Raw genomic sequence first — 24,853 nt, forward strand, 5'->3', positions numbered from 1 at the left:
AGGGTCGTGGTCAGCGGCACCTCGGCACGCGGTTAGGCTGGGGAGCGTGTCAACCGTCCTGGAGCAGATCATCGAGGGGGTCCGCGAGGACCTGCACGCCCGGCGGCGCGTGCGCCCCATGGACCAGGTCCGCGACCTGGCCGAGCGGGCGCCCAGCCCCCTGGACGCATGGTCGGCCCTCAGCAGGGGCGACGGGGTGCACGTCATCGCCGAGGTGAAGAGGTCCAGCCCGTCGAAGGGTGCGCTGGCCGCCATCGCCGACCCCGCCACCCTGGCCGCGGACTACGCAGCCGGTGGAGCCGCTGCTGTCAGCGTGCTGACGGAGGAGCGCAGGTTCGGTGGCAGCCTGGCCGACCTGTCGGCGGTCCGTGCGGAGGTGGACATCCCCGTGCTGCGCAAGGACTTCGTCGTCGACCCGTACCAGGTCTGGGAGGCGCGGGCCTACGGTGCCGACCTGGTGCTGCTCATCGTCGCCGCGCTCGAGCAGGAGGAGCTGACCGGACTGCTCGAGCGGATCGAGTCCCTGGGCATGCAGGCGCTGGTCGAGGTGCACGACGAGGAGGAGCTCGCCCGGGCCCTCACCGCGGGCGCCAGGATCGTCGGTGTCAACGCCCGCGACCTGAAGACGCTCGAGGTGGACCGGGGCACGTTCGCCCGGCTGGCCCCGCAGCTGCCGGACGACGTCGTGGGCGTGGCGGAGTCGGGTGTGCGCGGTCCTTTGGACGTCCTGGAGTACGCGCGCGCCGGTGCCCGGGCCGTGCTCGTCGGGGAGGCACTGGTCACCGGTGACTCTCCGCGGGAGGCCGTGGCGGAGCTGGTCGCCGCAGGGGCACACCCCGCGCTGCACGGGACGGCCCGCGCATGAGCACCCATGCCGAGACGGCCGCGGCCATGGTCGCCGGGCGCTTCGGTGACTTCGGTGGACGGTACGTGCCGGAGGCTCTGGTGGCTGCCCTCGACGAGCTCGACCGCGCGCGTCTGGACGCGCTGACCGACCCGGCGTTCCAGGCCGAGCTGCAGGAGCTCCAGCGCACCTACACCGGCAGGCCCAACCCGCTGACCGAGGCGCCACGCTTCGCAGCCCACGCCGGCGGCGCCCGCATCTTCCTGAAGCGCGAGGACCTCAACCACACGGGCTCGCACAAGATCAACAACGCGCTCGGACAGGGCCTTCTCACCCGCAGGATGGGCAAGACCCGGGTCATCGCGGAGACCGGTGCCGGCCAGCACGGCGTCGCGACCGCCACCGTGGCGGCTCTCCTCGGCCTGGAGTGTGTCGTCTACATGGGCAAGGTCGACACCGAGCGGCAGGCCCTCAACGTGGCACGGATGAGGCTGCTGGGGGCCGAGGTGGTGGCCGTCGACCACGGCAGCGCCACGCTGAAGGACGCGATCAACGAGGCGATGCGCGACTGGGTGACCAACGTCGAGCACACCCACTACCTCCTCGGGACCGTGACCGGACCGCACCCGTTCCCCTCCATGGTGCGCGACTTCCACTCGGTGATCGGGGCCGAGGCGCACGACCAGCTGCTGGCGCTGACCGGGCGGCTGCCCGACATCGTCTGTGCCTGCGTCGGCGGTGGGTCCAACGCGATCGGTATCTTCCACCGCTTCGTCGACGAGCCGTCCGTCAGGCTCGTCGGCCTGGAAGCCGGGGGCGAGGGTGTGGACACCGGTCGCCACGCCGCACGGTTCGCGACCGGGGTCCCCGGTGTGCTGCACGGCGCTGCCACGTTCGTCCTCCAGGACGAGGACGGCCAGACGCTGGAGTCGCACTCGGTCTCCGCCGGCCTCGACTACCCCTCGGTGGGACCGGAGCACGCCTACCTCAACGCCTCCGGTCGTGCCGAGTACCACCCGGTGACGGACGCCGAGGCCATGGACGCCTTCGCCCTGCTCTGTCGGACCGAGGGCATCATCCCGGCGATCGAGAGCGCACACGCGCTGGCCGGCGCGTTGCGTCTCGGCCGGGAGGCGGGGCCCGGGACGCACATCCTGGTGAACCTCTCCGGTCGCGGGGACAAGGACATGGACACCGCGGCCCACTGGTTCGGCCTGCTCGACGCCCAGGGCGCCCCGCGTGAGTGAGCTGGGTGCCGTCTTCGCCCGCTGCAGGGACGAGGACCGAGCGGCGCTCGTGGCGTACCTGCCTGCCGGCTACCCCACCCAGCACGACTCCGAGCTCGCCGTCACCACCCTGGCCGAGTCCGGTGCCGACATCATCGAGGTGGGCGTGCCGTACACCGACCCGCTCATGGACGGACCCGTCATCCAGGACGCGGCCGACACGGCGCTGCGGGCGGGCTTCCGCTTCGCCGGCCTCTTCCGCTGTGTCGAGGCGGCACGTGCCGCCGGCGCGGTGCCCGTCGTGATGAGCTACTGGAACCCGGTGCTGCGCTACGGCCCCGACCGTTTCGCGGCCCACCTGTCGGCCGCCGGCGGCTCCGGGCTCATCACCCCCGACCTCATCCCCGACGAGGCCGCCGTGTGGACCTCGGCGGCGCGCACGCACGGGGTGGACCCGATCTTCCTTGTCGCCCCGTCCTCCACCGACGAGCGACTGGCCATGACCACCGCCGCGTGCGGGGGGTTCGTGTATGCCGCCTCCACCATGGGCGTGACCGGCGCGCGGACCGCGGTCGGAGGAGGCGCGCGTGTGCTGGTGGACCGCACGCGGGCTGTCAGCGACCTGCCGGTCTGCGTGGGGCTCGGAGTCTCGACCGGGGACCAGGCCGCCGAGGTGGCCGCGTTCGCGGACGGCGTCATCGTCGGGTCGGCGCTCGTCGCCGCGCTGCGGGACGACTCGACCCGGGAGGGTCTGCGAGCCCTCACGGAGGAGCTCGCGCAGGGCGTCCGACGGCGATGAGCCCCCGGGTCCTCGACGCCGTCGGGCTGGTGGCGCGGCTCGTGCTCGGAGTCGTGCTGCTCGTCGCAGGATGGCTCAAGGTGGGAGACCTCACCGGTTCGGTCCAGGCCGTGGTGGCCTACGAGCTGGTCGGCTACGAGCTGGCCAGGTTCATCGGGGTGACCCTGCCGGTCGTCGAGATCGCCGTCGGCGCACTGCTTGTGCTGGGTCTGTTCACCCGCGCCTCCGCGCTGGTGGGCACCCTCCTCATGCTGGTCTTCGTGGCGGGCATCGCCTCGGCCTGGACGCGTGGGCTGGCGATCGACTGTGGGTGCTTCGGGGACGGGGGCCCCGTCGACCCCGAGGACACGCGGTACCTCGAGGAGATCCTGCGCGACATCGGCCTGGCCGTGGCGGGCCTCTGGCTGGTGGCGCGACCGCATACCCTGGCTGCTGTCGACACCCTGCTCAGACGAGGACGGACCTGATGCCCCGACCCCCGGCCCCCAAGGCCACCCCCGCCAAGCCCTCCGGACCGCCTCTGGGCCTCATCGGGGCCGTGACCGCGGTGCTGGTCGCGCTGGTGGCCGTCCTCGTGTACCTCGCGGTGCGCGGCGACGGCCTCGAGGCCGAGGGCGCGGCGAACACCCTGCCCGCCGGCGGGGGCATCGTGGTCAACCCGGACGCGCCCGAGGACGCCACGACCGTCCACGTCTACGAGGACTTCCAGTGTCCGTTCTGCGGGGTGCTGGCGCGGTCGATCGGTGAGGGACTCACCGAGAAGGCAGAGGCAGGGGAGATCCGGCTGACCCACACGATCATGTCCTTCCTGGACGGCAACCTGGGCAACGACACCTCGTCCCGGGCGGCCAACGCGGCCCTCTGCGCCGGCGACGCGGGGGTCTTCTCCGAGTGGCACGCCACGGCCTACGAGAGCCAGCCCACCGAGGGCGCGGGCTGGACCGACGCCGACCTGGTGGGCTTCGCCGAGCAGGTCGGACTCGAGGGCGAGGACCTCTCGGGCTTCGAGACCTGCGTCGCCGAGGGCACCTACCTCGACTACGTCACCGACATGCAGGAGGCAGCGAACCGCGAAGGCGTGGCCAGCACACCGACCCTGGTCGTGAACGGCGAGACCCTCAGCCGTGAGGAGCTGTCGCTGCTCCAGAGCGACCCGGGTGCCCTGGACTCGGTGCTGGCGGCGCACGAGTGACCCCCATGCAGGCTTTCGCGGCCGGGCTGCCCAGCCCCGAGCAGGCGGTGTGGTGGCTCGGGCCGCTCCCGGTGCGGGCGTATGCCGTGTGCATCCTCGTCGGTATCGTGGCGGCGATCTGGATCACCCAGCACCGGCTCAAGGGCCGGGGCGGCACAGGGGAGGAGATCTACGACGTCGCGCCCTGGGCGATCGGCTTCGGCATCGTGGGGGGGCGCATCTACCATGTGGTCTCCAGCCCGCGACCCTACTTCGGTGAGGGTGGGGAGCCCTGGGACGCCCTGCGGATCTGGGAGGGCGGGCTCGGCATCTGGGGTGCGGTCGCGCTGGGTGCGGTCGGTGTCTGGATCGGCTGCCGGCGGCACGGGCACTCCTTCCTCGACCTGGCCGACTCCCTCATGCCGGGTCTGCTGGTCGCCCAGGCGCTCGGCCGCTGGGGCAACTGGTTCAACAACGAGCTCTACGGCGGGCCCTCGGACGCACCATGGGCCCTGACGATCCACCAGTGGGACGCGGGTGCCGGGGAAGCCGTGCGCGACGCCTCCGGCGAGGCGGTCGTCCTGGGCACCTTCCAGCCCACCTTCCTCTACGAGTCGCTGTGGTGTCTGTTCGTGGCCGTTCTCATCCTCGTGCTCGACCGACGCGTGCGGTTCGCCCGTGGCCAGGTCGTGGCCCTCTACCTGATGGGCTACACCGCAGGACGTCTGGTGATCGAGCTGATGCGCACCGACCCGGCGGAGATCGTCTTCGGGCAGCGGGTCAACGTGTGGGTGTCCGTCCTGGTGTTCCTGGTCGGCGTCGCGCTGTACTTCTGGCGCGGGTCGAAGGCCGACTACCCGGTGCGGGGACCTGCGAGGACAGAGGCTGGACAGGACCGGAACGACCCTGAGAAAGCGCTAACACCCGAGGCCTGAAGAGGCATAGGGTGGTCCCCATGCGTCGCGCCAAGATCGTCTGCACCCTGGGCCCCGCCGTCGACACCTTCGAGCAGGTGCGGGACCTCGTCCACGCCGGGATGGATGTCGCCCGGCTCAACCTCTCCCACGGCGACCACGCGGACCACGAACGTCGGTACCACCTGGTCCGGCGCGCCGGCGACGAAGGCCGGCGTGCCGTCGCGGTCCTCGCGGACCTGCAGGGTCCCAAGATCCGCACCGGCACCTTCGCCGAGGGCCCGGTCGTGCTGGAGGAGGGGGACACCTTCGTCATCACCACGCGGGACGTCCCGGGGGACCGTCACGAGGTCGGCACGACCTACGCGGGGCTGCCCGGTGACGTGGCCGTGGGAGACGACCTGCTGATCGACGACGGCAAGGTGCACCTGCGGGCCACCGAGGTGACGGCCACCGATGTCCGGGCCGAGGTCCTCATCGGGGGCGAGGTGTCCAACAACAAGGGGATCAACCTCCCGGGGACCGCGGTCAGCGTGCCTGCGCTGAGCGAGAAGGACGCGGACGACCTGCGGTGGGCGCTACGGACGCGCGTCGACGTCATCGCCCTGTCGTTCGTGCGCTCGGGCAAGGACATCGAGGACGTCCACCGGATCATGGACGAGGAGGGCGTGCGGCTGCCCGTGATCGCCAAGATCGAGAAGCCGCAGGCGGTCGAGAACCTGGCGGGGATCGTCGCGGCCTTCGACGGCATCATGGTGGCGCGCGGAGACCTCGGCGTCGAGCTCCCCCTGGAGCAGGTGCCGCTGGTGCAGAAGCGTGCCGTCGAGATCGCGCGGCGCAACGCCAAGCCGGTCATCGTGGCGACCCAGGTGCTGGAGTCGATGATCACCAGCCCCCGCCCCACCCGCGCCGAGGCGAGCGACTGCGCCAACGCGGTGCTCGACGGTGCTGACGCGATCATGCTCAGCGGTGAGACGAGCGTGGGCGCCTGGCCCATCAAGGCCGTCGAGACGATGTCCATCATCATCGAGGCGACCGAGACCGAGGCTCTGGAGCGGATCGACCCGCTCGGCACCAAGCCCCGCACCCCTGGTGGAGCGGTGACCCGAGCGGCCGCCGACATCGCAGCCCTGCTGGACGTGAAGTACCTGGTGACCTTCACCAAGACCGGTGACTCGGCGCGGCGGATGGCCCGGCTGCGCACCAAGGTGCCCATGCTGGCCTTCAGCCCCGAGGCGGCCACGCGCTCTCAGCTGGCGATGACCTGGGGCGTGGAGACCTTCCTCACCCCGTATGTCGAGCACACCGACGAGATGGTCATGCAGGTCGACGAGGCCGTGCTGCGCGAGGGACGGTGCCAGGAGGGCGACCTCATCGTGATCGTGGCAGGCTCCCCGCCCGGGGTGCCCGGGTCCACCAACGCGCTGCGCCTGCACCGCGTCGGGGACGCCGTCCACGGGCGGGCGGATGCCTACGCGCACATGCGGGCAGGCCAGTAGGCGAGCGGATATGCTGTGCCGGTCCCCGGCCGGGGTGGTGGAACGGCAGACACGGAGCACTCAAAATGCTCTGCCCGAAAGGGCGTGCGGGTTCGAGTCCCGCTCCCGGCACAGGTGCAGGACAGGATCGGCCGACAGGTAGGTGTGACACGTGAGCGACACCCCCGACACCCCCGACACCCCCGACGGTGCGGACACTGCGAGGCCGGGCCCCGGCATGGCGGAGCAGCCGGCGGACACCTCCGACCAGCCGGCCCCGGGGCTGCGCATCGTCGTGGCGGAGGACGAGGCGCTCATCCGCCTGGACCTGGCCGAGATGCTCACCGAGGCCGGCCACGAGGTGGTGGGACAGGCCTCGGACGGGGAGCAGGCGGTCGCCATGGCCCGTGAGCACAGCCCGGACGTGGTCGTGATGGACATCAAGATGCCGGGCGTGGACGGCATCAGTGCTGCCGAGGTGCTCGGACGCGAGGGCATCGCCCCGGTGGTCATGCTGACCGCCTTCAGCGACCGCACCCTGGTCGAGCGCGCCCGCGACGCCGGCGTGATGTCCTACGTGGTCAAGCCGTTCTCGGCGCATGACGTGCTCCCCGCGCTGGACATCGCCCGGGCCAGGTGGCAGGAGCGCAAGGCGCTCGAGGACGAGGTGGCCGACCTCGGCGAGCGTTTCGAGACACGCAAGCGGCTCGACAGGGCCAAGGGGCTCCTGATGCAGCAGCTCAGGCTGAGTGAGGCCGACGCGTTCCGCTGGATCCAGAAGGCGGCGATGGACCGTCGGCTGTCGATGCGCGAGGTGGCTGACGCGGTCATCGCGGGCATGCCGGACAAGAAGTAGCCCCCGCGAGGCCGGCACGCCGGCCGGGGCGCCCCGGCCCGGGTCAGGTCAGCCAGGACACCAGGCTGACCAGGAGCGGCGCGACGACCAGTGCGGGCAGCAGGTCTCCGACCGGGATCTCCCGCACGCGCAGCAGACGCAGCCCGATGCCGACCAGCAGGAGGCCGCCCACCGAGGTCAGGGCCGCGATGTGCGCCTCGGGGACGACCGAGCCGAGGGCGACGCCGACCACGGTGAGGCTGCCCTGGACCACGGCCACCGAGACGGCGGAGAAGAGCACACCGATGCCGAACGAGGCGGCGAAGGCCATCGCGGCGAAGAGGTCGAGGGTCGACTTGAGGACGAGCTGGTCGATGCCCCGCCCGAGCCCGTCGTTGAGGGAGCCCAGGATGGTCAGCGGTCCCACACAGAACAGCAGCGAGGTCGTGAGCCAGCCCTCGATGAACCGCTCACGTGCAGAGTCGTGCTCGGGCCGGGCCCCGGCGCCGGGGGCACCCACCTGGTCCGAGGGCCTTGAGCGGGCGGCATACGCCTGGATCACGCCCGCCACGGACGCCAGCCGGTGCTCGATGCGCAGCAGCGACCCCGCGATACCACCGATGAGGAGGCTGCCCAGCACGACGAGCACGGGCACACCGGTGCCCACCGCCTCCACGAGAGCCGGTGAGGTCACCTCGTAGGCGGACAGCGCGGCGACGAGCAGGGTCACCAGGCCGAGAGCGTCGGTGACCACCGAGCGCACGTGGTCGCTCAGCCGGTTGCCCAGGGCCAGCCCGGCCAGGGCGCCGAGGATGACGGCGACCACGTTGATGACGGTCCCCAGCCCGGGGAAGGCGGCTTCCACGAGGTGGAGCGTAGGCGGTCCGTGCGGTCGTCAGCGGCCGGGGGGTCGGTCGCGCAGGAGACACGTGAGGCGCGCTGTGCAGACGCGTCGCCCGTCGTCGTCGGTGATCACGATGTCGTAGCAGGCCAGGGAGCCACCCAGGCTGAGCGGGGTGGCCACGGCGTGGACGTGGCCGTCGCGGGCGGCGCGGTGGTGTGTGGCGCTGATGTCGACGCCGACCGCGATCCGCTGCGGCCCGGCGTGCAGGGCGGCGGCGATGGAGCCGAGGGTCTCCGCCAGCACGACGCTGGCCCCGCCGTGCAGCAGCCCGTAGGGCTGGGTGTTGCCCGCTACGGGCATGGACCCCGTCGTGCGCTCGGCCGTGGCGGTGTCGACCGCGATCCCCATCCGCTCGGTGAGGGTGCCCGCTGCCATCCGGGAGAGCTGCTCGGGCGAGTATGCGGCTGGGGTGCTGTCGGTCATGGCGCATAGGCTGCCATGCGTGACTCGACTGCTGCTGCTGGACGGACACTCGTTGGCCTACCGTGCCTTCTTCGCGCTGCCTGCGGAGAACTTCTCCACGACCACGGGGCAGACGACCAACGCGGTCTACGGCTTCACCTCGATGCTCATCAACGTGCTGCGGGACGAGGCACCGACCCACCTGGCGGTGGCCTTCGACAAGTCGCGCACGACGTTCCGCACCGCGGAGTACGCCGACTACAAGGCGGGCCGGGCGAGCACGCCGTCGGAGTTCGCCGGTCAGGTCCCGTTGATCAGGGAGGTGCTGGACGCGCTGCGCGTCGCGCACCTGGAGATGGACGGCTACGAGGCCGACGACATCATCGCCACGCTCGCGACGCAGGCGCGTGCCGACGGGATGGAGGTGCTCATCTGTTCGGGCGACCGCGACGCCATCCAGCTGGTCGACGAGGGCACCACCCTGCTCTACCCGCGCAAGGGTGTGTCCGACCTGGCGCGGCTGACGCCGCAGGCGGTGCAGGAGAAGTACGGCGTGCGCCCCGAGCGGTACAGCGACCTGGCAGCGATGGTGGGGGAGTCCTCCGACAACCTTCCGGGGGTGCCCGGAGTCGGACCCAAGACCGCAGCGAAGTGGCTGGCCCAGCACGATGACCTGGCCGGCATCGTCGACCACGCCGACCAGCTCCCCGGCAAAGCCGGTCAGGCGCTGCGGGACCACCTGTCGGACGTCCTGCGCAACCGCAAGCTCAACCAGCTCGTCGGCGACCTCGAGCTGCCGGTCGCACTCGCCGACCTGGAGCGGCACACGTGGGACCGCGAGGAGGTCCACCGGGTCTTCGACGGTCTGGAGTTCCGGGTGCTGCGGGACCGGTTGTTCGCGACGCTCGAGGCCGTCGGCGCGGAGAGCGAGGCGGAGGAGGGCATCGAGGTCGAAGGCGCGGTCCTGGGGGAGGACGAGCTGGCGCCCTGGCTGGAGCAGCACGCTCCGGTCGGCACCCGGATCGGGCTGGCCATGACCGGCGCGTGGGCGCAGGGCCGGGGTGACGTGAGCGGCCTGGCGCTGGCGACGGCCGAGGACGCTGCCTACCTCGACCTCACCGCGCTGCCGCCCGAGGACGAGCAGGCGCTCGCGGCGTGGCTCTCCGACCCCGCCATGCCCAAGGTGTGGCACGACGGCAAGCCGATGCTCCAGGCCCTGCACGCTCGGGGGCTGCCCGTGCACGGCGCGGTCCACGACACGGCGCTGTCCGCCTATCTCGTGCGACCCGACCAGCGCTCCTACGACCTCGCGGACCTCGTGCTGCGCTACCTGCACCGGGAGCTCCGTCTGGACGAGGACGCGGACGCCGGCCAGCTGACACTGGACCTGGGTGAGCAGGGCGACGGCGCTGCCCGGTCGGCGATGGTCCAGGCCCGGGCCGCGCATGACCTGTCGGTCGCGCTGGACCAGGCGCTGGCGGAGGTGGAGGGCGCCTCGCTGCTCACCGACCTCGAGCTTCCCCTGGTGGGCGTGCTGGCGTCGATGGAGCAGGCAGGCATCGCCGTCGACCTGCCTGCGTTGGAGGAGCTGGAGTCCTCCTTCGCCGACGCGGTCAGCGCCGCCCAGGAGGACGCGTGGGCCGCCATCGAGGACGGGACGGTGAACCTCGGCTCGCCGAAGCAGCTGCAGGTCGTGCTCTTCGAGCGGCTCGGGCTGCCGAAGACCCGCCGCACCAAGACCGGCTACACCACCGACGCCGACGCCCTTGCCATGCTCTACGCCCAGACCGAGCACCCTTTCCTCGAGGCTCTGCTCCGGCACCGGGACGCCACCCGGCTGCGGGTCACTGCGGAGGGGCTGCTGAAGTCGGTCGCCGACGACGGCCGCATCCATACGACGTACCAGCAGACGATCGCTGCCACCGGACGGCTCAGCTCCACCGACCCCAACCTGCAGAACATCCCCATCCGCACCGAGGAGGGCCGGCGCATCCGCAGGGTCTTCGTCGTGGGCCGAGGCTACGAGTCGCTGCTCTCGGCCGACTACAGCCAGATCGAGATGCGGATCATGGCTCACCTGTCCGGCGACGAGGCGCTCATCGACGCCTTCCGCAGTGGTGAGGACCTGCATCGCTTCGTCGGCTCCCGGGTGTTCGGAGTGGAGCCCGAGGTCGTGACGGCAGAGATGAGGTCGAAGGTCAAGGCCATGAGCTACGGGCTGGCCTACGGACTGTCCGCCTTCGGGCTCTCCAAGCAGCTGGGCGTCTCCACCGAGGATGCGCGGTCGCTGATGGAGATGTACTTCCAACGGTTCGGAGGGGTGCGCGACTACCTCCGTGACGTCGTCGCGGAGGCGCGGAGCACGGGCTTCACGGAGACGCTGATGGGCCGGCGACGGTACCTGCCCGACCTCACCTCGGACAACCGCCAGCGTCGGGAGATGGCCGAACGGATGGCCCTGAACGCACCGATCCAGGGCTCGGCGGCCGACATCATCAAGGTGGCGATGCTGCGTGTCGACGAGGGCCTGCGGCGGGCCGGGGCGCGCTCGCGGATGCTGCTGCAGGTGCACGACGAGCTGGTCGTGGAGGTCGCGGAGGGCGAGCGGGACAGTGTCGAGGAGCTCGTGCGGACCGAGATGGGATCGGCGGCGGACCTGTCGGTCCCGCTCGACGTCAGCGTGGGTGTGGGACCCACCTGGCACGACGCAGCGCACTGAGCGCCGCGGCCCCTCGGACCGGTGCTAGGCAGGGGTGTAGGGCTGTGGTTAACTCCCCGCAGCGATATCGAAGGAGATCCCGTGACCCCGCGCCTACTGGCAGTGCTCACTGCCCTGTTCCTCGGCGTGTTCCTCGGCCCGGCCGCGGCGGCCGTGGCCTCAGGGCACCCGGCTGGGATGCATGGCGGCCCCACGCTCAGCAGCGTCGCGCAGGACAGTGAGGAGTCCCTGCAGGGGACGCTGCGCGGCCCTGACCGGGAGGCCGTCTCCGGCGTGACGGTCACCGTCACCCAGGACGGTGCGGAGGTCGGGTCCACGACCACCGGCGACGACGGCAGATGGACGGTCCCGGTCCCTGGCCCCGGCGCCTACACGGTCACGCTCGACACCTCGGGCCTGCCGGAGGGTGTGGCCCCCCGGACGGTCGGGGGGGACGTCCTCGACGAGGTCGTGGTCCGACCGGGAGCGAGCCAGGGCGTGATCTTCCAGCTCGGCGAGGGCGAGCCCGACGACGGCACCGGGGGCGGAGGGTCCTTCGACTGGGGGCGTGCCGCGCAGCTGCTCGTCGAGGGCATCAAGTTCGGCGCCATCATCGCCATCACTGCGGTGGGCCTGTCTCTGGTCTTCGGCACCACCAAGCTCATCAACTTCGCCCACGGGGAGTTCGTCACGATCGGCGCGGTCGCCGCGTTCTTCCTGTCCACGAGCCCGGGCAACCTTCCTCTTGTCCTGGCAGCGGTGCTCGCGATGGTCGTGGCCGCTGTCGTCTCCGGCGGCTTCGAGGTCGCCATGTGGCGTCCGCTGCGCAACCGGGGCACCGGGCTCATCCAGATGTTCATCGTCGCCATCGGGCTGGCGCTGCTGCTGCGACACGTCGTGCTCATCGTGTTCGGGTCCCGCCGGCGCCAGTACGACGAGTACACGCTGCAGCAGGCCTGGGACCTGGGTCTGTTCCGCATCACGCCCCGCGACCTGACCATCACCTTGCTCTCCTTCGCGATCATGCTGGCGGTGGCGCTCATGCTGCAGCGCACCCAGATCGGCAAGGCCATGCGAGCGGTCAACGACAACAGCGACCTCGCCAGGGCATCGGGCATCGACGTCGAGCGCGTCATCCTGGTCGTCTGGATCCTCGGAGGGGCGCTCGCCGGTCTCGGGGGAGTGTTCTTCGGCCTCACCCAGGCGGTCTACCCGGAGATGGGCTTCGCGCTCCTGCTCCTCATGTTCGCGGCCGTCATCCTCGGGGGTCTGGGCAGCGCCTACGGGGCCATGATCGGGGCTCTGGTGATCGGGGTCGTGTCGCAGATGTCGACGTTGTGGTTCCCGGCCTCCTTGCAGTACATGTGGGCGTTGTTGGCCATGATCATCGTGCTGCTCGTCCGGCCACAGGGCATCCTGGGCCGCCGTGAGCGGGTCGGCTGAGGAGACTGCAGATGGACTTCCTGGCAATCCTGACCAACGCGCTGCGTGGCGCCCTGGGGCCTGAGGCCGCCATCTACGCCCTGGCCGCCGTGGGGCTCAACGTCCACTTCGGCTACACCGGCCTGCTCAACTTCGGCCAGGTGGGCTTCATGCTGGTCGGGGCGTACGGCACCGCGATATCGGTGCTCTCCTTCGAGCTGCCGCTCGGCGTGGGGGTGCTGGTGGGCATAGCCTGTGCCGTCGTCCTCGCCCTGATCCTCGGCATCCCCACGCTGCGCCTGCGCGGCGACTATCTCGCGATCGCGACGATCGCGGCGGCGGAGGTGCTCCGGTACCTCTACCGGTCCGAGTGGGCCGAGCCCCTCACGGGTGGGGTCTTCGGCCTGAAGCAGTTCGCGGACGGCTTCTTCGAGCTCAACCCGTTCACCGGTGCGCTGGACCTCGGTCCGTTCGACTTCAGTGCCAGGGCCCTGTGGCTGATGGTCGTCGCTTGGAGCGCCGCGTTGCTCGCGGCCGGCTTCGTGGGGCTGCTCGTCCACAGCCCGTGGGGCCGGGTGCTGCGCTCGGTCCGCGAGGACGAGCTGGCTGCGCGCAGCCTCGGCAAGAACGTCTTCGCCTACAAGATGCAGTCGCTCGTCCTGGGCGGCGTCTTCGGCGCGATCGCCGGGTCCCTGCTGGCGGTCAACAGCCAGTCGCTCAACCCGGACAGCTTCATGCCCATCATCACGTTCTACCTCTGGACGATCATGATCCTCGGCGGGGCGAGCCGGGTCATGGGTCCGATCCTGGGGTCCGTGGTCTTCTGGTTCCTGCTCACCTTCCTCGACTCGTTCCTGCGGCAGGCGATCGGTGCGGGGCTCATCCCCTCGAGCGTGCTGGCACCGAGCGACATCGGTGCTGTGCGGTTCGCTGCGGTCGGGCTCGGGCTCATGCTGCTCATGATCTTCAGACCTGCAGGCCTGATCGGCAACCAGAAGGAGCTGCGTCTCGATGTCCGGTGAGCACGAGACCTCCGGGGAGGAGGTCCTGCACGAGCGGGAGGAGCTGGCGCAGGCCGAGCACGCCATCGCCGAGTCGAGCCCGTCGGTCGGTGCGGTGCGAGCCGCCGAGGCGCTGGCGGACGTGGAGCCGGTGCCCGGGGTGGCCAAGCTCGACCCCATCCTGGTCGCCGACAACGTCAGCCGGCACTTCGGCGGGGTGCGGGCCGTCGAGGTCGATCACCTGGAGGTGCAGCGCGGCACCATCACGGCCCTGATCGGCCCGAACGGTGCCGGCAAGTCGACCTTCTTCAACCTTGTCACCGGGTTCGACCAGCCCGACTCCGGCAGCTGGTCGTTCGACGGCACCGACATCACCGGCACCTCCGCCTACCGCATCGCCCGGCTCGGCATGGTGCGCACGTTCCAGCTGACCAAAGCGCTGATGCGCCTCACGACGCTCGAGAACGTCATGCTGGGTGCCACGGCGCAGCGTGGTGAGCGCATGCTGGTGGCGCCCCTGCGCATGGTCTGGAAGCGGCAGGAGCGGGACATCGAGCAGCGCTCCGACGAGCTCCTGGAGCGCTTCCGCCTGTCGCACATGCGTGACGAGTACGCCGGCACCATGTCGGGGGGCCAGCGCAAGCTGCTGGAGATGGCGCGAGCACTCATGGTGAACCCGTCCATGGTCATGCTCGACGAGCCGATGGCCGGGGTGAACCCGGCACTCACCCAGTCGCTGCTGGGTCACATCCAGGCGCTGCGGGACGAGGGCATGACGATCGTGCTGGTCGAGCACGACATGGACGTGATCATGTCGATCAGCGACTGGATCGTCTGCTTCGCCGAAGGCAAGGTGATCGCCGAAGGACGTCCGTCGGACATCCGCACCAACCGTGCCGTGATCGACGCCTACCTGGGCGCCCGACGGGCACTGCCCGACAGGGCCGACACACCGAAGCCCGTGACGGAGGACGAGACATGAGCGAGGACCAGGCGGTCCTGTGGACCGAGGATCTGGTGGCCGGCTACAGCCCGGAGGTCGACATCCTCAACGGCTGCAACGTGCATGTGCTGCCACGTGAGCTCGTCGGCATCATCGGACCCAACGGTGCGGGCAAGTCCACCCTGGTCAAGGCGATGTTCGGGCTGGTCCCGGTGCGCTCCGGCCACGTCAGGCTGCGCGGTGAGGACATCACCTCCCGTCCGGCCAACAAGCTGGTGGCCGCAGGGCTGGGCTATGTCCCGCAGAACAACAACATCTTCCCCTCGCTGACGGTTCAGGAGAACCTGCAGATGGGGATGTACCTCCGTCCCAAGGAGTACGACGTCCGCTTCGCCGAGGTGGGCGACCTCTTCCCGCTGCTGGCCGACCGCAGGACGCAGCGAGCGGGCTCGCTCTCCGGCGGCGAGCGTCAGGTGGTGGCCATGGGTCGTGCGCTCATGACGGACCCCGACGTGCTGTTCCTCGACGAGCCGTCGGCGGGGTTGTCACCGATGATGCAGGACACCGTCTTCGAGGCCGTCGCCCGGATCAACAAGGCAGGAGTGTCCATCCTCATGGTCGAGCAGAACGCCCGGCAGTGCCTGGACATCTCCGACCGCGCCTACGTGCTCGACCAGGGCAAGGAGGCCTACACCGGCACCGGCAGCGAGCTGGCCCGCGACCCCAAGGTGATCGAGCTCTATCTCGGCACCCTGGCACGCACCGACACCTGACGAGGACCCCGGCGCTGTGGCAGTTCCGCCCGACCGCACTGAGCGGCCGTCACGAGTGCGGCCCGGCCCCCGAGGGGGACCGGGCCGCACTCGTCAGTCAGGCAGCTGTCACTCGGTGGGGTTGGACTCCACCGTCTCCACGCTCTGCAGCTCACCGTCGGCGTCGAACTCGTAGACCTCGATGGTCGCACGGCCCGGCTCGCCGGCCTCGGTGAAGTCCAGCGGGCCGGAGGCACCGTTGTAGTCGATGTCCTCACCGTCGGCCAGCAGGTCGCGGCACTCCTCGAACGAGGTGCACTCCGTCCCGCCCTGGGTCACGTCGTTCACGGACTCCTTGAAGTCCATCGCGTTGACCGAGCCCGCGGCCTCGGCGGCCAGCGCCATGGTCACCACGCAGTCGTACACCTGCGGGGCGAAGGTGGTGTCCTCCAGCTCCGGGTCGAACTCCGCGAGCTTGTCCAGGAACTCGGGGTTGTCGGCTGAGGCCGGGGCGGTGCCCTTCATCCCCGCGATGATCGTGGGGTCGGACTCGTTGACGATGCTGCCGAGGTCACCCGAGCGCAGTCCGTCCGCGCCGTAGATGCCCGTCGACTCCGGGGTCAGGCCCGCTTCGAAGAGGCCCTGCAGGATCTGCGCGCCCTCCTCGAAGGCGACGACGACCACAGCGTCCGGCTCGGCGGACACGACCGACTCCACCGCCGCGTTGAACTCGGTGGCGTTGGGGTCGTAGGTCTCGTTGAGCGCGACGGTCGCACCGGCGTTCTCGAGCGCCTCGGCCGTCGCGTCAGCCAGCCCGCGACCGTAGTCGTCGGCACGGGCGACGATGGCCACGTTCGACCACCCGTCGTTGACGATGGTGTTGGCCAGCACGGGTCCCTGCAGCGCGTCGCTCGGGGCGGTGCGGATGTACAGACCGTCGTCCTCGTAGTCCGTGAAGGTAGGCGCCGTGTTGGAGCCGGAGCACTGCATGACACCGGCTCCCGTGATCCGGTCGATCACGGCGAGGGACATGCCCGACGCAGCAGCACCGACGATGGCGCTCACGTCCTGGGAGAGGATGCGGTCGGCCGAGGCCTGCGCCACGGTGTCCTGCCCGGCCTCGTCGCCCGCGATGGCGTCGGGGACCTCGTTGCCCAGGACTCCACCGGCATCGTTGATGTCGGAGATGGCCAGGCCGAGAGCCGTGATCTGGGGCGGTCCCAGGAAGGCGAGCTGTCCGGTCTCGGGAAGGATGTAGCCCAGGGTGAACGTGTCGCCGGTGTTGCCGTCCCCACCTGCGCCGGCGCCCTCGGTCTCCCCGGCCATGTCGTCCCCGGTCTCGCCGGCCATGTCGTCGGTCCCGGCTGCGTCGTCGGTCTGCTCCGCTGCCGTCGTGGTGTCGTCGGCGGTGCCGTCCTCGTCGCCTCCACAGGCCGCGAGCAGTGCGACCGCGGACAGTGCCGCCACCGCCTTCAGGTGCGTGGTCCTACGCATATCGTCCCTCTCATCGAGCTCCTGGGGCCGGCGGCCCCGCACGAGGCCTCACACTACGCACGCGAGGGCTTGTGTTACATGGTCGTCACCAAACTGTGACCAAGTGTGGGCCGGTGACGAGCACACGATCCCGGCAGCCGCTCGACGGCACCGACGGATTGACCCGCTACTTCCCGCGCGGTTAAGGTGGACCCGCGTCAGGCGTGCCCTCATGCCTGCGCTCGCACCACTTGTCCATCCGGGCGGGGTTCGAGCACGTGCCCGCATCTCGATGCGCCGTGTGGTCGTGCGCCTCCGCCCGCCAACGACTGTCCACAATCGGAGCCCCTACTACATGACTGCCACCACGGCCACCACGGCCCCCTCCCAGATCGCTGTCAACGACATCGGGTCCACGGAGGAGCTGCTCGCGGCGATCGACGCCACGATCAAGAACTTCAACGACGGAGACATCGTCCAAGGTGTCATCGTCAAGGTCGACCGGGACGAGGTCCTGCTCGACATCGGCTACAAGACCGAGGGTGTCATCCCCTCTCGCGAGCTGGCCATCAAGCACGATGTCGACCCCTCCGAGGTCGTCAGCGTCGGCGACGACGTCGAAGCCCTCGTCCTGCAGAAGGAGGACAAGGAGGGTCGCCTGATCCTGTCCAAGAAGCGCGCCCAGTACGAGCGCGCCTGGGGCTCGATCGAGCAGATCAAGGAGGAGGACGGCGTCGTCACCGGCACCGTCATCGAGGTCGTCAAGGGCGGCCTCATCCTCGACATCGGTCTGCGCGGCTTCCTGCCGGCCTCCCTCGTGGAGATGCGACGGGTGCGCGACCTGCAGCCCTACGTCGGCAAGCAGATCGAGGCGAAGATCATCGAGCTGGACAAGAACCGCAACAACGTGGTCCTGTCCCGCCGCGCCTGGCTCGAGCAGACGCAGTCGGAGGTGCGCACGACCTTCCTCAAGGAGCTGCAGAAGGGGCAGGTGCGCTCGGGTGTCGTCAGCAGCATCGTCAACTTCGGTGCGTTCGTCGACCTGGGCGGCGGCGTCGACGGACTCGTGCACGTCAGCGAGCTGTCGTGGAAGCACATCGACCACCCGGGTGAGGTCGTGGAGGTCGGCGACGAGGTCACCGTCGAGGTGCTCGACGTCGACATGGACCGCGAGCGGGTGTCCCTGTCGCTGAAGGCCACCCAGGAGGACCCCTGGCAGCACTTCGCGCGCACGCACGCCATCGGCCAGGTCGTGCCCGGCAAGGTCACCAAGCTCGTCCCGTTCGGCGCCTTCGTGCGCGTCGAGGACGGCATCGAGGGCCTGGTGCACATCTCCGAGCTGGCCGAGCGTCACGTGGAGCTGCCGGAGCAGGTCGTCCAGGTCGGTGCCGACATCTTCGTCAAGGTCATCGACATCGACCTCGAGCGTCGCCGCATCTCGCTGTCGCTGAAGCAGTCCAACGACGCGGTGGCCGCGGAGTTCGACCCCACCCTCTACGGCATGGCCGCCGAGTACGACGACCAGGGCAACTACAAGTACCCGGAGGGCTTCGACCCGGAGACCAACGAGTGGCTCGAGGGCTACGAGACGCAGCGTGAGAAGTGGGAGCGGGAGTACGCCGACGCGCACGCCCGCTGGGAGGCGCACCGCGCCCAGGTCGAGGCGGCAGCAGCAGCCGAGGCGGAGTCCGAGACCGCGGCTCCGGCGGCGTCCTCGTCCTCGTCCTCGTCCTCGTCGTCCTCCTCGTCCGCGTCCTACTCCTCGGTCGACACGGCCCCGGCCGACGACGCCGGCGGCACGCTGGCGTCCGACGAGGCACTCGCGGCGCTGCGGGAGAAGCTCACCGGCAACTGACACCCACGGCGGGCCTGGTCCTTTCCGGGGGACCACGCAGACCCGCGCGGGCGCACCTCAGGGCCCCGTCCACCTCGCGGTGGGCGGGGCCCTTGCCCGACTCTACGTCCATGAGGGCTGGTCATGGGTTTGCGCCCGAGCCGGGCGGCCCCGGGTGCCCGCGTGGCCACCTGCACGCCGGCCTTGAAGCACGCCGCGCCGCCCGTCCGAGCCGCAGGCGTAGGCGGGCCCTGGTCCTCCCCTGGACCAGCGCGGGGAACCAGACCCTGACCCGTCCCCCGGAGCACCCCGAGCTGGCGGGCCACACCCTGCACGCCGGCGTGCCTGGCCTACGCGGCGGCACCGGGGTACCGCCTTCTACGCCAGGGCAGCACCACCGGGCTCCCGCAGCAAGGGCGTCGACCAGCCGCACGGTGCGTCGACCTCACCCTCAGGGAGGCTTCTTGTCCCTGTCGTGGCCCGCCGTCCCGTGCCATCGGCGGTGGACAGTGTGGGACGGGGACGGGCCGCCCACCTGATGGTGGGCGGCCCGCGCGCGTCGTCGAGGCGCGACGGTCAGCCGGGGTGGCGGTCGTCCTCACGTCGGTCGGGAGCACCGACCGGAGCGGGGCTAGTGTCGAGGTCGCCGCTGGCGACGGCGCCGGCCGCCTCCAACGCGATCTCACGACGCAGGAGCGCATGCTCGAGCCGGGTGATCTCCTTGTGCTCGGCGCGGAGCGCCCGCACCGTGGCGAAGCAGGCCAGGACCATCACCAACGTGAACGGCGCGGCGACGAGGATGGCCATGGTCTGCAGGGCAGCCAGACCACCCGTCTCGCTCCCGGTGAGAGCCGCCGACCAGATGAGCACAGCCGCGATGGAGCCCTCCAGAACGGCCCAGAAGACGCGGCTCCACATGGGCGGGTCGGGATTGCCGCCGTTGGCGATCATGTCCACCACGAACGAGCCCGAGTCCGAGCTCGTGACGAAGAAGATGACGATCATGACGAGCGCCATCCCCGACAGGAACGCCCCACCGGGCAGGCCGTCGAGCATCTGGAAGAGCGCGGTGTCGGCCGAGACGGACCCGTCGGCGGCGATGATGCCGCCCTCGCCGACCACCTCCTGGTAGAGCGCCGTGCCACCCAGGCCGACGAACCACGCCATCGTCAGCATGGTGGGCACCAGGAGCACCCCGGCGATGAACTCGCGGATCGTGCGTCCCCGGGAGATACGGGCGATGAAGATGCCGACGAACGGGGACCAGCTCATCCACCAGCCCCAGTAGTAGGTGGTCCACCCACCGAGCCAGCTCTCTCCGGGCTCGCCCTGGTAGGGCAGCGTGGAGAAGCTCATCGACAGGAAGTTCTGGAGGTAGTAGCCGATCGACTGGACGAACTCGCGGAAGAGGAACAGGGTGGGCCCCACCACGACCACGGTCAGCAGCAGGATCCCGGCCAGGCCGAGGTTGATGTTGGACAGCCAGCGGATGCCGTGCCCGATGCCCGAGGCGACCGACAGGGTCGCGATCACCGTGATGGCCGCGATGAGCAGCACCTGGAGGCCGGCGGTGTTCTCGCTGACCAGACCCGTGAACTCCATCCCGGCGCCGACCTGGCTGACGCCGAAGCCCAGCGAGGTGGCGACACCGAAGAGCGTGCCGACCACGGCGACGATGTCGATGAGGTCTCCCACCCATCCCTTGACCCGGTCGCCCAGGAGGGGTTCGAGCGCCCAGCGGATGGAGACGGGGAGGCCGCGCCGGTGCACCGCATACGCCACCGCGAGACCGACGACGACGTAGATCGCCCAGGCGTGGACGCCCCAGTGCAGGAACGTGCGCCCCATGGCGGCGTTGGCGACATCTGCCGACGAGCCTTCGACACCGGGAGGGGGGCTGGCGTAGTGGAACAGCGGCTCCGCAACACCCCAGAACATGAGGCCGATGCCCATGCCGGCGCTGAACAGCATGGCGAACCACGACTTGAGACCGAACTCAGGGGCCTCGTCGTCCTTGCCGAGCGTGATGTCACCGAACCGGGAGACGGCGATCCAGATGCTGAACACGACGAAGCCGAAGGTGAGCAGCACGTAGTACCAGCCCAGGCCGTCGATCACCGACGAACCGGCGGTGCTCACGATGGTGTTGAGGGTCTCCGGGAAGATGGCGGCGACCAGCACGAACGTGATGACGATCGCGCCTGCAGGGTAGAAGACGCGCGGTGCCAGCGAGCTGCCTGGCGGCTGCAGCCCGCGCTGACGCTCGCGTGTCGAGACAGTGTCAGTCACAGTTTCTCCTCTGAACGTGTCGATAGGGCGTGGCCCGGCGGAGGTCACATTCTCTTCACCGTTGCACAGACAGTCGTGGCTCTACAAGCTGCGTGAAGTCCTGAGCAGCGATGACGCAGCACGAATGCGGTCTGTCGGACCAGGCGGCTACCGTGCTGCCATGCGCCCTACCACTGACCTTCAGCGCACCGTCGCGCCCATCCGCGTCGAGGCCGACTTCTCGCCGAGCGGCGACCAGCCGACGGCGATCGCGGACCTCGCCCGCCGGATCGACGCCGGTGAGCAGGACGTGGTGCTCCTGGGCGCCACCGGCACCGGCAAGTCGGCGACGACGGCCTGGCTGGTCGAGCAGGTGCAGCGTCCGACGCTGGTCATGGCGCCGAACAAGACACTGGCCGCGCAGCTGGCCAACGAGTTCAAGGAGCTGCTGCCGCACAACGCGGTGGAGTACTTCGTCTCGTACTACGACTACTACCAGCCGGAGGCCTACGTCCCGCAGACGGACACCTACATCGAGAAGGACTCCTCGATCAACGACGAGGTGGAGCGGCTGCGGCACTCGGCCACCAACTCGCTGCTGACCCGGCGGGACGTCGTCGTGGTGGCGTCGGTGTCCTGCATCTACGGTCTGGGCACCCCGCAGGAGTACGTCGACCGGATGGTGCGCCTGCGGGTGGGTGACGAGATCGAGCGGGACGAGCTGCTCCGACGGTTCGTGCAGATGCAGTACGCCCGCAACGACATGGCCTTCACCCGGGGCACCTTCCGGGTCAGAGGTGACACGGTCGAGATCATCCCGCAGTACGAGGAGCTCGCGATCCGCGTCGAGTTCTTCGGCGACGAGGTGGAGCGTCTCTACACGCTGCATCCGCTCACCGGAGAGGTGGTCCGTGAGGAGCAGGAGATGTACGTCTTCCCGGCCTCCCACTACGTCGCCGGCCCGGAGCGGATGGAGCGAGCCATCTCCGGGATCGAACAGGAGCTGGCGGCCCAGCTGGAGCAGTTCGAGCGCGAGGGCAAGCTGCTGGAGGCACAGCGACTGCGCATGCGCACGACCTACGACATCGAGATGATGCGCCAGGTGGGCTCCTGCTCCGGCATCGAGAACTACTCGCGCCACATCGACGGGCGAGGCCCGGGCACGGCCCCCAACTGCCTGCTCGACTACTTCCCGGAGGACTTCCTGCTGGTGATCGACGAGTCGCACGTCACCGTGCCGCAGATCGGCGCGATGTACGAAGGCGACATGTCCCGCAAGCGGACCCTGGTGGAGCACGGTTTCCGGCTTCCCAGCGCCATGGACAACCGGCCCCTGAAGTGGGAGGAGTTCCTGGAGCGCATCGGCCAGACCGTCTACCTGTCCGCCACCCCGGGCGACTACGAGCTCGCGAAGTCCGACGGGGTCGTCGAGCAGATCATCCGGCCCACGGGGCTCGTGGACCCGCAGGTGGTCCTGAGGCCCACCAAGGGGCAGATCGACGACCTGTTGCACGAGATCGGTCTGCGCACGGCGCGCAACGAGCGGGTCCTGGTCACCACGCTGACGAAGAAGATGGCGGAGGACCTGACGGACTACCTCCTGGACAAGGGGGTGCGGGTGCGCTACCTCCACTCCGAGGTCGACACCCTGCGGCGGGTCGAGCTGCTGCGCGAGCTCCGCATGGGGGAGTACGACGTCCTGGTCGGCATCAACCTGCTGCGTGAGGGGCTGGACCTGCCGGAGGTGTCCCTGGTGAGCATCCTCGACGCGGACAAGGAGGGCTTCCTCCGCTCCGCGCGCTCGTTGATCCAGACCATCGGCCGCGCCGCACGCAACGTCTCCGGTGAGGTCCACATGTACGCGGACCGCATCACGCCGTCCATGGAGCAGGCGATCGACGAGACGAACCGCCGCCGGGAGAAGCAGCTCGCCTACAACGCCGAGCACGGCATCGACCCGACGCCGCTGCGCAAGCGCATCGCGGACATCACCGACATGCTCGAGCGCGAGGACGCGGACACCCAGGCGCTGATGGGGAGCGGGCGCAGCCAGTCGCGAGGACGACGAGCCTCTGCCGGCACCGTGGTGGCCGACGCCGTCACCGCATCAGGCAAGCGGCGGGACAGCATGCCGGCCCGGGAGCTGGCCGACCTCATCCAGGAGCTCACGGACCAGATGCACCAGGCGGCGACCGACCTGCACTTCGAGCTGGCTGCGCGGCTGCGTGACGAGATCCACGACCTGAAGAAGGAGCTCCGGCAGATGCGGGAGGCCACCGGCTGAGCAGACCCGACGGGGGCTGCACAGCCGGGGACCTGTGCGCCGGGAGCTCAGGGACGGGGTGGTTCGCGGTCCGGTATGCCGGCCGAGGCCTTCTTGCCCGGTGTCTGGCCGAGGACGAGGATGCTGGCCACCACCACCATGGCCATGCCGAGGAGCTGGACCGGGGCCAGTGTCTGCCCCAGGACGAGGAGCCCGGCCAGCGCGGCTGCCGCGGGCTCCAGGCTGAGGAGCACGCCGAAGACGCCGGCAGCGAGGTGCCGCAGCGCGAGCAGCTCCAGCGAGTACGGGATGGCAGAGGACAGGAGCGCGATCCCGAGGCCGCGCAGAAGGGCTTCGCCGGACAGCAGGTCGGCACCGGGACCCAGCACACCGAAAGGGAGCAGGGCCAGGGTGCCGATCGCCATGCAGATGGCGATGCCGTCCAGACCCTCGAACCGTGCGCCGGTGCTCCGGCTCAGCAGGATGTAGCCGGCCCAGCAGGCTCCGGCCGCGGCGGCCAGCCCGATGCCGACGAGGTCGACCTCCTGCCACGGCGTGGAGACGACCTCCGAGATGAGCACCACCCCGATGAGCGCGGCACCGACGGCGGCGACGTCCCGCGCGCGGCGGGAGAGGACCGCGGCCAGGGTCAAGGGGCCGAGGAACTCGATCGTGACGGCGACCCCGATGGGCAGCCGGACCAAGGAGGCGTAGAAGGTCAGGTTCATGCAGGTGAGCGCCGCGGCGAAGGCCGTGACGACCAGCCAGTCCCGTCCGGTGCGTCCCTTCAGCCGGGGCCGGACCAGCACCCACAGCATGAGCGTGGCCAGGCCCAGTCGGAGGGTGACCGAGCCCACGACACCGACGATCGGGAGCAACGTGGCCGCCAGAGCGCCACCGAACTGGACCGAGACGACCGCCGCGAGAACGAGGACGACCGGGGGGACCGGGGGACGGGCTGCGCTGGTGGTGGGGGAGCCGCTCACCAGCCGCGCTCACGCCACTGGGCGAGGTGGGGTCGCTCCGCACCCAGCGTGGTGCCGGCTCCGTGGCCGGGAAGGACGACCGTGTCGTCCGGAAACACCGCGAAGACACGTGCCTCCAGGTCGTCCATCAGGCTGGTGAAGTCCTGCGGGGACGTGGTGCGTCCGGGCCCGCCCGGGAAGAGGCTGTCTCCGGTCAGCAGCACGGTGGGGGAGTCCGGGGCACGCAGCGCGAGCGCCACGGAGCCGGGCGTGTGTCCGCGCAGGCCGATGACCTCGAGACGCAGCTCACCCACGGTGAGCACGTCTCCGTCATGCACCAGCACGTCGGGGTGCACCGGCAGGGCTGCTGCGTCCTCGGCCCCCGCGGCGGTGCGCACGGCATACCGCTCGCACAGGTCGGCGAGAGCCCGGTGGTGGTCCCAGTGCTGGTGGGTGGTGACCACCAGGTCCAGGGACCCGGTCCCGGCGGCGACGAGCCGTTCGATGGTGTCCACGTCGTCCGCTGCGTCGACGACGGCCTGCGCACCGCTGCTGCGGCAGGTGAGGAGATAGACGTTGTTGTCCATCTCGGAGACGCTGCAGGCACGCAGGTGGTAGGTCCCGGTCTGCACCAGCACGTCGAAGCTCTCCATGCCGGGCA

The 24,853-nt window shown here is 70.2% G+C and carries 21 protein-coding genes and 1 tRNA gene; 16 read left to right on the forward strand and 6 right to left on the reverse strand.

From position 1 onward, the window contains the following. Positions 1–46 precede the first annotated feature (46 nt). The 9 genes from trpC (at position 47) to LVO85_RS12095 (ending at position 7,288) form a co-directional block, all read left to right on the forward strand. Positions 47–865: an indole-3-glycerol phosphate synthase TrpC gene (gene trpC / locus LVO85_RS12055; protein ID WP_232747734.1), complete on the forward strand. Its 819-nt coding sequence runs from the start codon at positions 47–49 to the stop codon at positions 863–865. Next, positions 862–2,091, forward strand: a complete 1,230-nt coding sequence (trpB, locus tag LVO85_RS12060) for a tryptophan synthase subunit beta (RefSeq protein WP_232747735.1) — start codon at positions 862–864, stop codon at positions 2,089–2,091. The genes trpC and trpB overlap by 4 nt, the downstream gene beginning before the upstream one ends. Beyond that, a complete protein-coding gene (gene trpA / locus LVO85_RS12065; protein ID WP_232747736.1) occupies positions 2,084–2,869 on the forward strand; it encodes a tryptophan synthase subunit alpha in 786 nt (261 codons plus the stop codon). Before trpB ends, trpA begins: the two co-directional genes overlap by 8 nt. Next, positions 2,866–3,336 carry a MauE/DoxX family redox-associated membrane protein gene (locus tag LVO85_RS12070; RefSeq protein WP_232747737.1) on the forward strand — a complete coding sequence of 157 codons (471 nt, stop codon included), beginning with the start codon at positions 2,866–2,868 and terminating at the stop codon, positions 3,334–3,336. Before trpA ends, LVO85_RS12070 begins: the two co-directional genes overlap by 4 nt. Further along, positions 3,336–4,061: a DsbA family protein gene (locus LVO85_RS12075; RefSeq protein ID WP_232747738.1), complete on the forward strand. Its 726-nt coding sequence runs from the start codon at positions 3,336–3,338 to the stop codon at positions 4,059–4,061. Before LVO85_RS12070 ends, LVO85_RS12075 begins: the two co-directional genes overlap by 1 nt. A 5-nt stretch (positions 4,062–4,066) precedes the next feature. Beyond that, complete coding sequence (lgt, locus tag LVO85_RS12080) at positions 4,067–4,975, forward strand: prolipoprotein diacylglyceryl transferase (protein WP_232747739.1); 909 nt, start codon at positions 4,067–4,069, stop codon at positions 4,973–4,975. Between the two features lie 20 nt (positions 4,976–4,995). Further along, complete coding sequence (pyk, locus tag LVO85_RS12085; RefSeq protein WP_232747740.1) at positions 4,996–6,453, forward strand: pyruvate kinase; 1,458 nt, start codon at positions 4,996–4,998, stop codon at positions 6,451–6,453. 28 nt (positions 6,454–6,481) lie between these two features. Beyond that, positions 6,482–6,564, forward strand: a tRNA-Leu gene (locus tag LVO85_RS12090). Between the two features lie 106 nt (positions 6,565–6,670). Further along, complete coding sequence (locus tag LVO85_RS12095; RefSeq protein WP_232747946.1) at positions 6,671–7,288, forward strand: ANTAR domain-containing response regulator; 618 nt, start codon at positions 6,671–6,673, stop codon at positions 7,286–7,288. 43 nt (positions 7,289–7,331) lie between these two features. Here LVO85_RS12095 and LVO85_RS12100 read toward each other — a convergent pair whose 3' ends face one another. Continuing rightward, a complete protein-coding gene (locus LVO85_RS12100; protein ID WP_232747741.1) occupies positions 7,332–8,132 on the reverse strand; it encodes a DUF554 domain-containing protein in 801 nt (266 codons plus the stop codon). 30 nt (positions 8,133–8,162) lie between these two features. Next, a complete protein-coding gene (locus LVO85_RS12105) occupies positions 8,163–8,594 on the reverse strand; it encodes a PaaI family thioesterase (protein ID WP_232747742.1) in 432 nt (143 codons plus the stop codon). Between the two features lie 19 nt (positions 8,595–8,613). Between LVO85_RS12105 and polA the strand changes: the two genes are divergently transcribed. The 5 genes from polA to LVO85_RS12130 all read left to right on the forward strand — a co-directional run bounded on the left by polA (position 8,614) and on the right by LVO85_RS12130 (position 15,410). Further along, on the forward strand, positions 8,614–11,292 hold the full coding sequence (gene polA / locus LVO85_RS12110) for a DNA polymerase I (RefSeq protein ID WP_232747743.1): 2,679 nt from the start codon (positions 8,614–8,616) through the stop codon (positions 11,290–11,292). Between the two features lie 81 nt (positions 11,293–11,373). Then, complete coding sequence (locus LVO85_RS12115) at positions 11,374–12,714, forward strand: branched-chain amino acid ABC transporter permease (RefSeq protein WP_232747744.1); 1,341 nt, start codon at positions 11,374–11,376, stop codon at positions 12,712–12,714. An 11-nt stretch (positions 12,715–12,725) separates the two neighbouring features. Next, positions 12,726–13,715, forward strand: coding sequence for a branched-chain amino acid ABC transporter permease (locus LVO85_RS12120; protein WP_232747745.1), 990 nt, complete (start codon positions 12,726–12,728; stop codon positions 13,713–13,715). Beyond that, the gene (locus LVO85_RS12125) at positions 13,705–14,676 is read left to right on the forward strand and encodes an ABC transporter ATP-binding protein (RefSeq protein ID WP_232747746.1); all 972 of its coding nucleotides are present in this window, start codon (positions 13,705–13,707) and stop codon (positions 14,674–14,676) included. Before LVO85_RS12120 ends, LVO85_RS12125 begins: the two co-directional genes overlap by 11 nt. Next, the gene (locus LVO85_RS12130) at positions 14,673–15,410 is read left to right on the forward strand and encodes an ABC transporter ATP-binding protein (protein WP_232747747.1); all 738 of its coding nucleotides are present in this window, start codon (positions 14,673–14,675) and stop codon (positions 15,408–15,410) included. Before LVO85_RS12125 ends, LVO85_RS12130 begins: the two co-directional genes overlap by 4 nt. 108 nt (positions 15,411–15,518) lie before the next feature. Here the strand turns inward: LVO85_RS12130 and LVO85_RS12135 are convergent, their stop codons facing one another. Further along, the gene (locus LVO85_RS12135; RefSeq protein WP_232747748.1) at positions 15,519–16,883 is read right to left on the reverse strand and encodes an ABC transporter substrate-binding protein; all 1,365 of its coding nucleotides are present in this window, start codon (positions 16,881–16,883) and stop codon (positions 15,519–15,521) included. Between the two features lie 334 nt (positions 16,884–17,217). Here LVO85_RS12135 and rpsA point away from each other — a divergent pair, with 334 nt between their 5' ends. Continuing rightward, positions 17,218–18,717 (forward strand): 30S ribosomal protein S1, encoded by a 1,500-nt coding sequence (rpsA, locus tag LVO85_RS12140; protein ID WP_232747749.1) that lies wholly within the window; start codon positions 17,218–17,220, stop codon positions 18,715–18,717. Positions 18,718–19,272: 555 nt separating this feature from the next. On the opposite strand, the gene LVO85_RS12145 is transcribed toward rpsA, so the two are convergent. Continuing rightward, the gene (locus tag LVO85_RS12145) at positions 19,273–20,985 is read right to left on the reverse strand and encodes a BCCT family transporter (protein WP_232747750.1); all 1,713 of its coding nucleotides are present in this window, start codon (positions 20,983–20,985) and stop codon (positions 19,273–19,275) included. Between the two features lie 160 nt (positions 20,986–21,145). Here LVO85_RS12145 and uvrB point away from each other — a divergent pair, with 160 nt between their 5' ends. Further along, entirely contained in the window at positions 21,146–23,248 is a 2,103-nt protein-coding gene (gene uvrB, locus LVO85_RS12150) for an excinuclease ABC subunit UvrB (protein WP_232747751.1), read from the forward strand. Between the two features lie 47 nt (positions 23,249–23,295). On the opposite strand, the gene LVO85_RS12155 is transcribed toward uvrB, so the two are convergent. After that, complete coding sequence (locus tag LVO85_RS12155; protein ID WP_232747752.1) at positions 23,296–24,213, reverse strand: EamA family transporter; 918 nt, start codon at positions 24,211–24,213, stop codon at positions 23,296–23,298. Continuing rightward, on the reverse strand, positions 24,210–24,845 hold the full coding sequence (locus LVO85_RS12160) for an MBL fold metallo-hydrolase (protein ID WP_232747753.1): 636 nt from the start codon (positions 24,843–24,845) through the stop codon (positions 24,210–24,212). Before LVO85_RS12160 ends, LVO85_RS12155 begins: the two co-directional genes overlap by 4 nt. Positions 24,846–24,853 lie beyond the last annotated feature (8 nt).

The organism is Ornithinimicrobium sediminis, from assembly GCF_021272345.1.
Taxonomy (GTDB): Bacteria; Actinomycetota; Actinomycetes; order Actinomycetales; family Dermatophilaceae; genus Ornithinicoccus; species Ornithinicoccus sediminis_B.

What these genes read in the sequence shown, in the direction of transcription:
- LVO85_RS12160 (WP_232747753.1), bottom strand. Translation starts at nt 24,845, where the DNA reads ATGGAGAGCTTCGACGTGCTGGTGCAGACCGGGACCTACCACCTGCGT.
- LVO85_RS12120 (WP_232747745.1), top strand. Translation starts at nt 12,726, where the DNA reads ATGGACTTCCTGGCAATCCTGACCAACGCGCTGCGTGGCGCCCTGGGG.
- LVO85_RS12075 (WP_232747738.1), top strand. Translation starts at nt 3,336, where the DNA reads ATGCCCCGACCCCCGGCCCCCAAGGCCACCCCCGCCAAGCCCTCCGGA.
- LVO85_RS12095 (WP_232747946.1), top strand. Translation starts at nt 6,671, where the DNA reads ATGGCGGAGCAGCCGGCGGACACCTCCGACCAGCCGGCCCCGGGGCTG.
- rpsA (WP_232747749.1), top strand. Translation starts at nt 17,218, where the DNA reads ATGACTGCCACCACGGCCACCACGGCCCCCTCCCAGATCGCTGTCAAC.
- LVO85_RS12135 (WP_232747748.1), bottom strand. Translation starts at nt 16,883, where the DNA reads ATGCGTAGGACCACGCACCTGAAGGCGGTGGCGGCACTGTCCGCGGTC.
- lgt (WP_232747739.1), top strand. Translation starts at nt 4,067, where the DNA reads ATGCAGGCTTTCGCGGCCGGGCTGCCCAGCCCCGAGCAGGCGGTGTGG.
- pyk (WP_232747740.1), top strand. Translation starts at nt 4,996, where the DNA reads ATGCGTCGCGCCAAGATCGTCTGCACCCTGGGCCCCGCCGTCGACACC.
- LVO85_RS12125 (WP_232747746.1), top strand. Translation starts at nt 13,705, where the DNA reads ATGTCCGGTGAGCACGAGACCTCCGGGGAGGAGGTCCTGCACGAGCGG.
- LVO85_RS12070 (WP_232747737.1), top strand. Translation starts at nt 2,866, where the DNA reads ATGAGCCCCCGGGTCCTCGACGCCGTCGGGCTGGTGGCGCGGCTCGTG.
- trpB (WP_232747735.1), top strand. Translation starts at nt 862, where the DNA reads ATGAGCACCCATGCCGAGACGGCCGCGGCCATGGTCGCCGGGCGCTTC.
- LVO85_RS12105 (WP_232747742.1), bottom strand. Translation starts at nt 8,594, where the DNA reads ATGACCGACAGCACCCCAGCCGCATACTCGCCCGAGCAGCTCTCCCGG.
- uvrB (WP_232747751.1), top strand. Translation starts at nt 21,146, where the DNA reads ATGCGCCCTACCACTGACCTTCAGCGCACCGTCGCGCCCATCCGCGTC.
- LVO85_RS12130 (WP_232747747.1), top strand. Translation starts at nt 14,673, where the DNA reads ATGAGCGAGGACCAGGCGGTCCTGTGGACCGAGGATCTGGTGGCCGGC.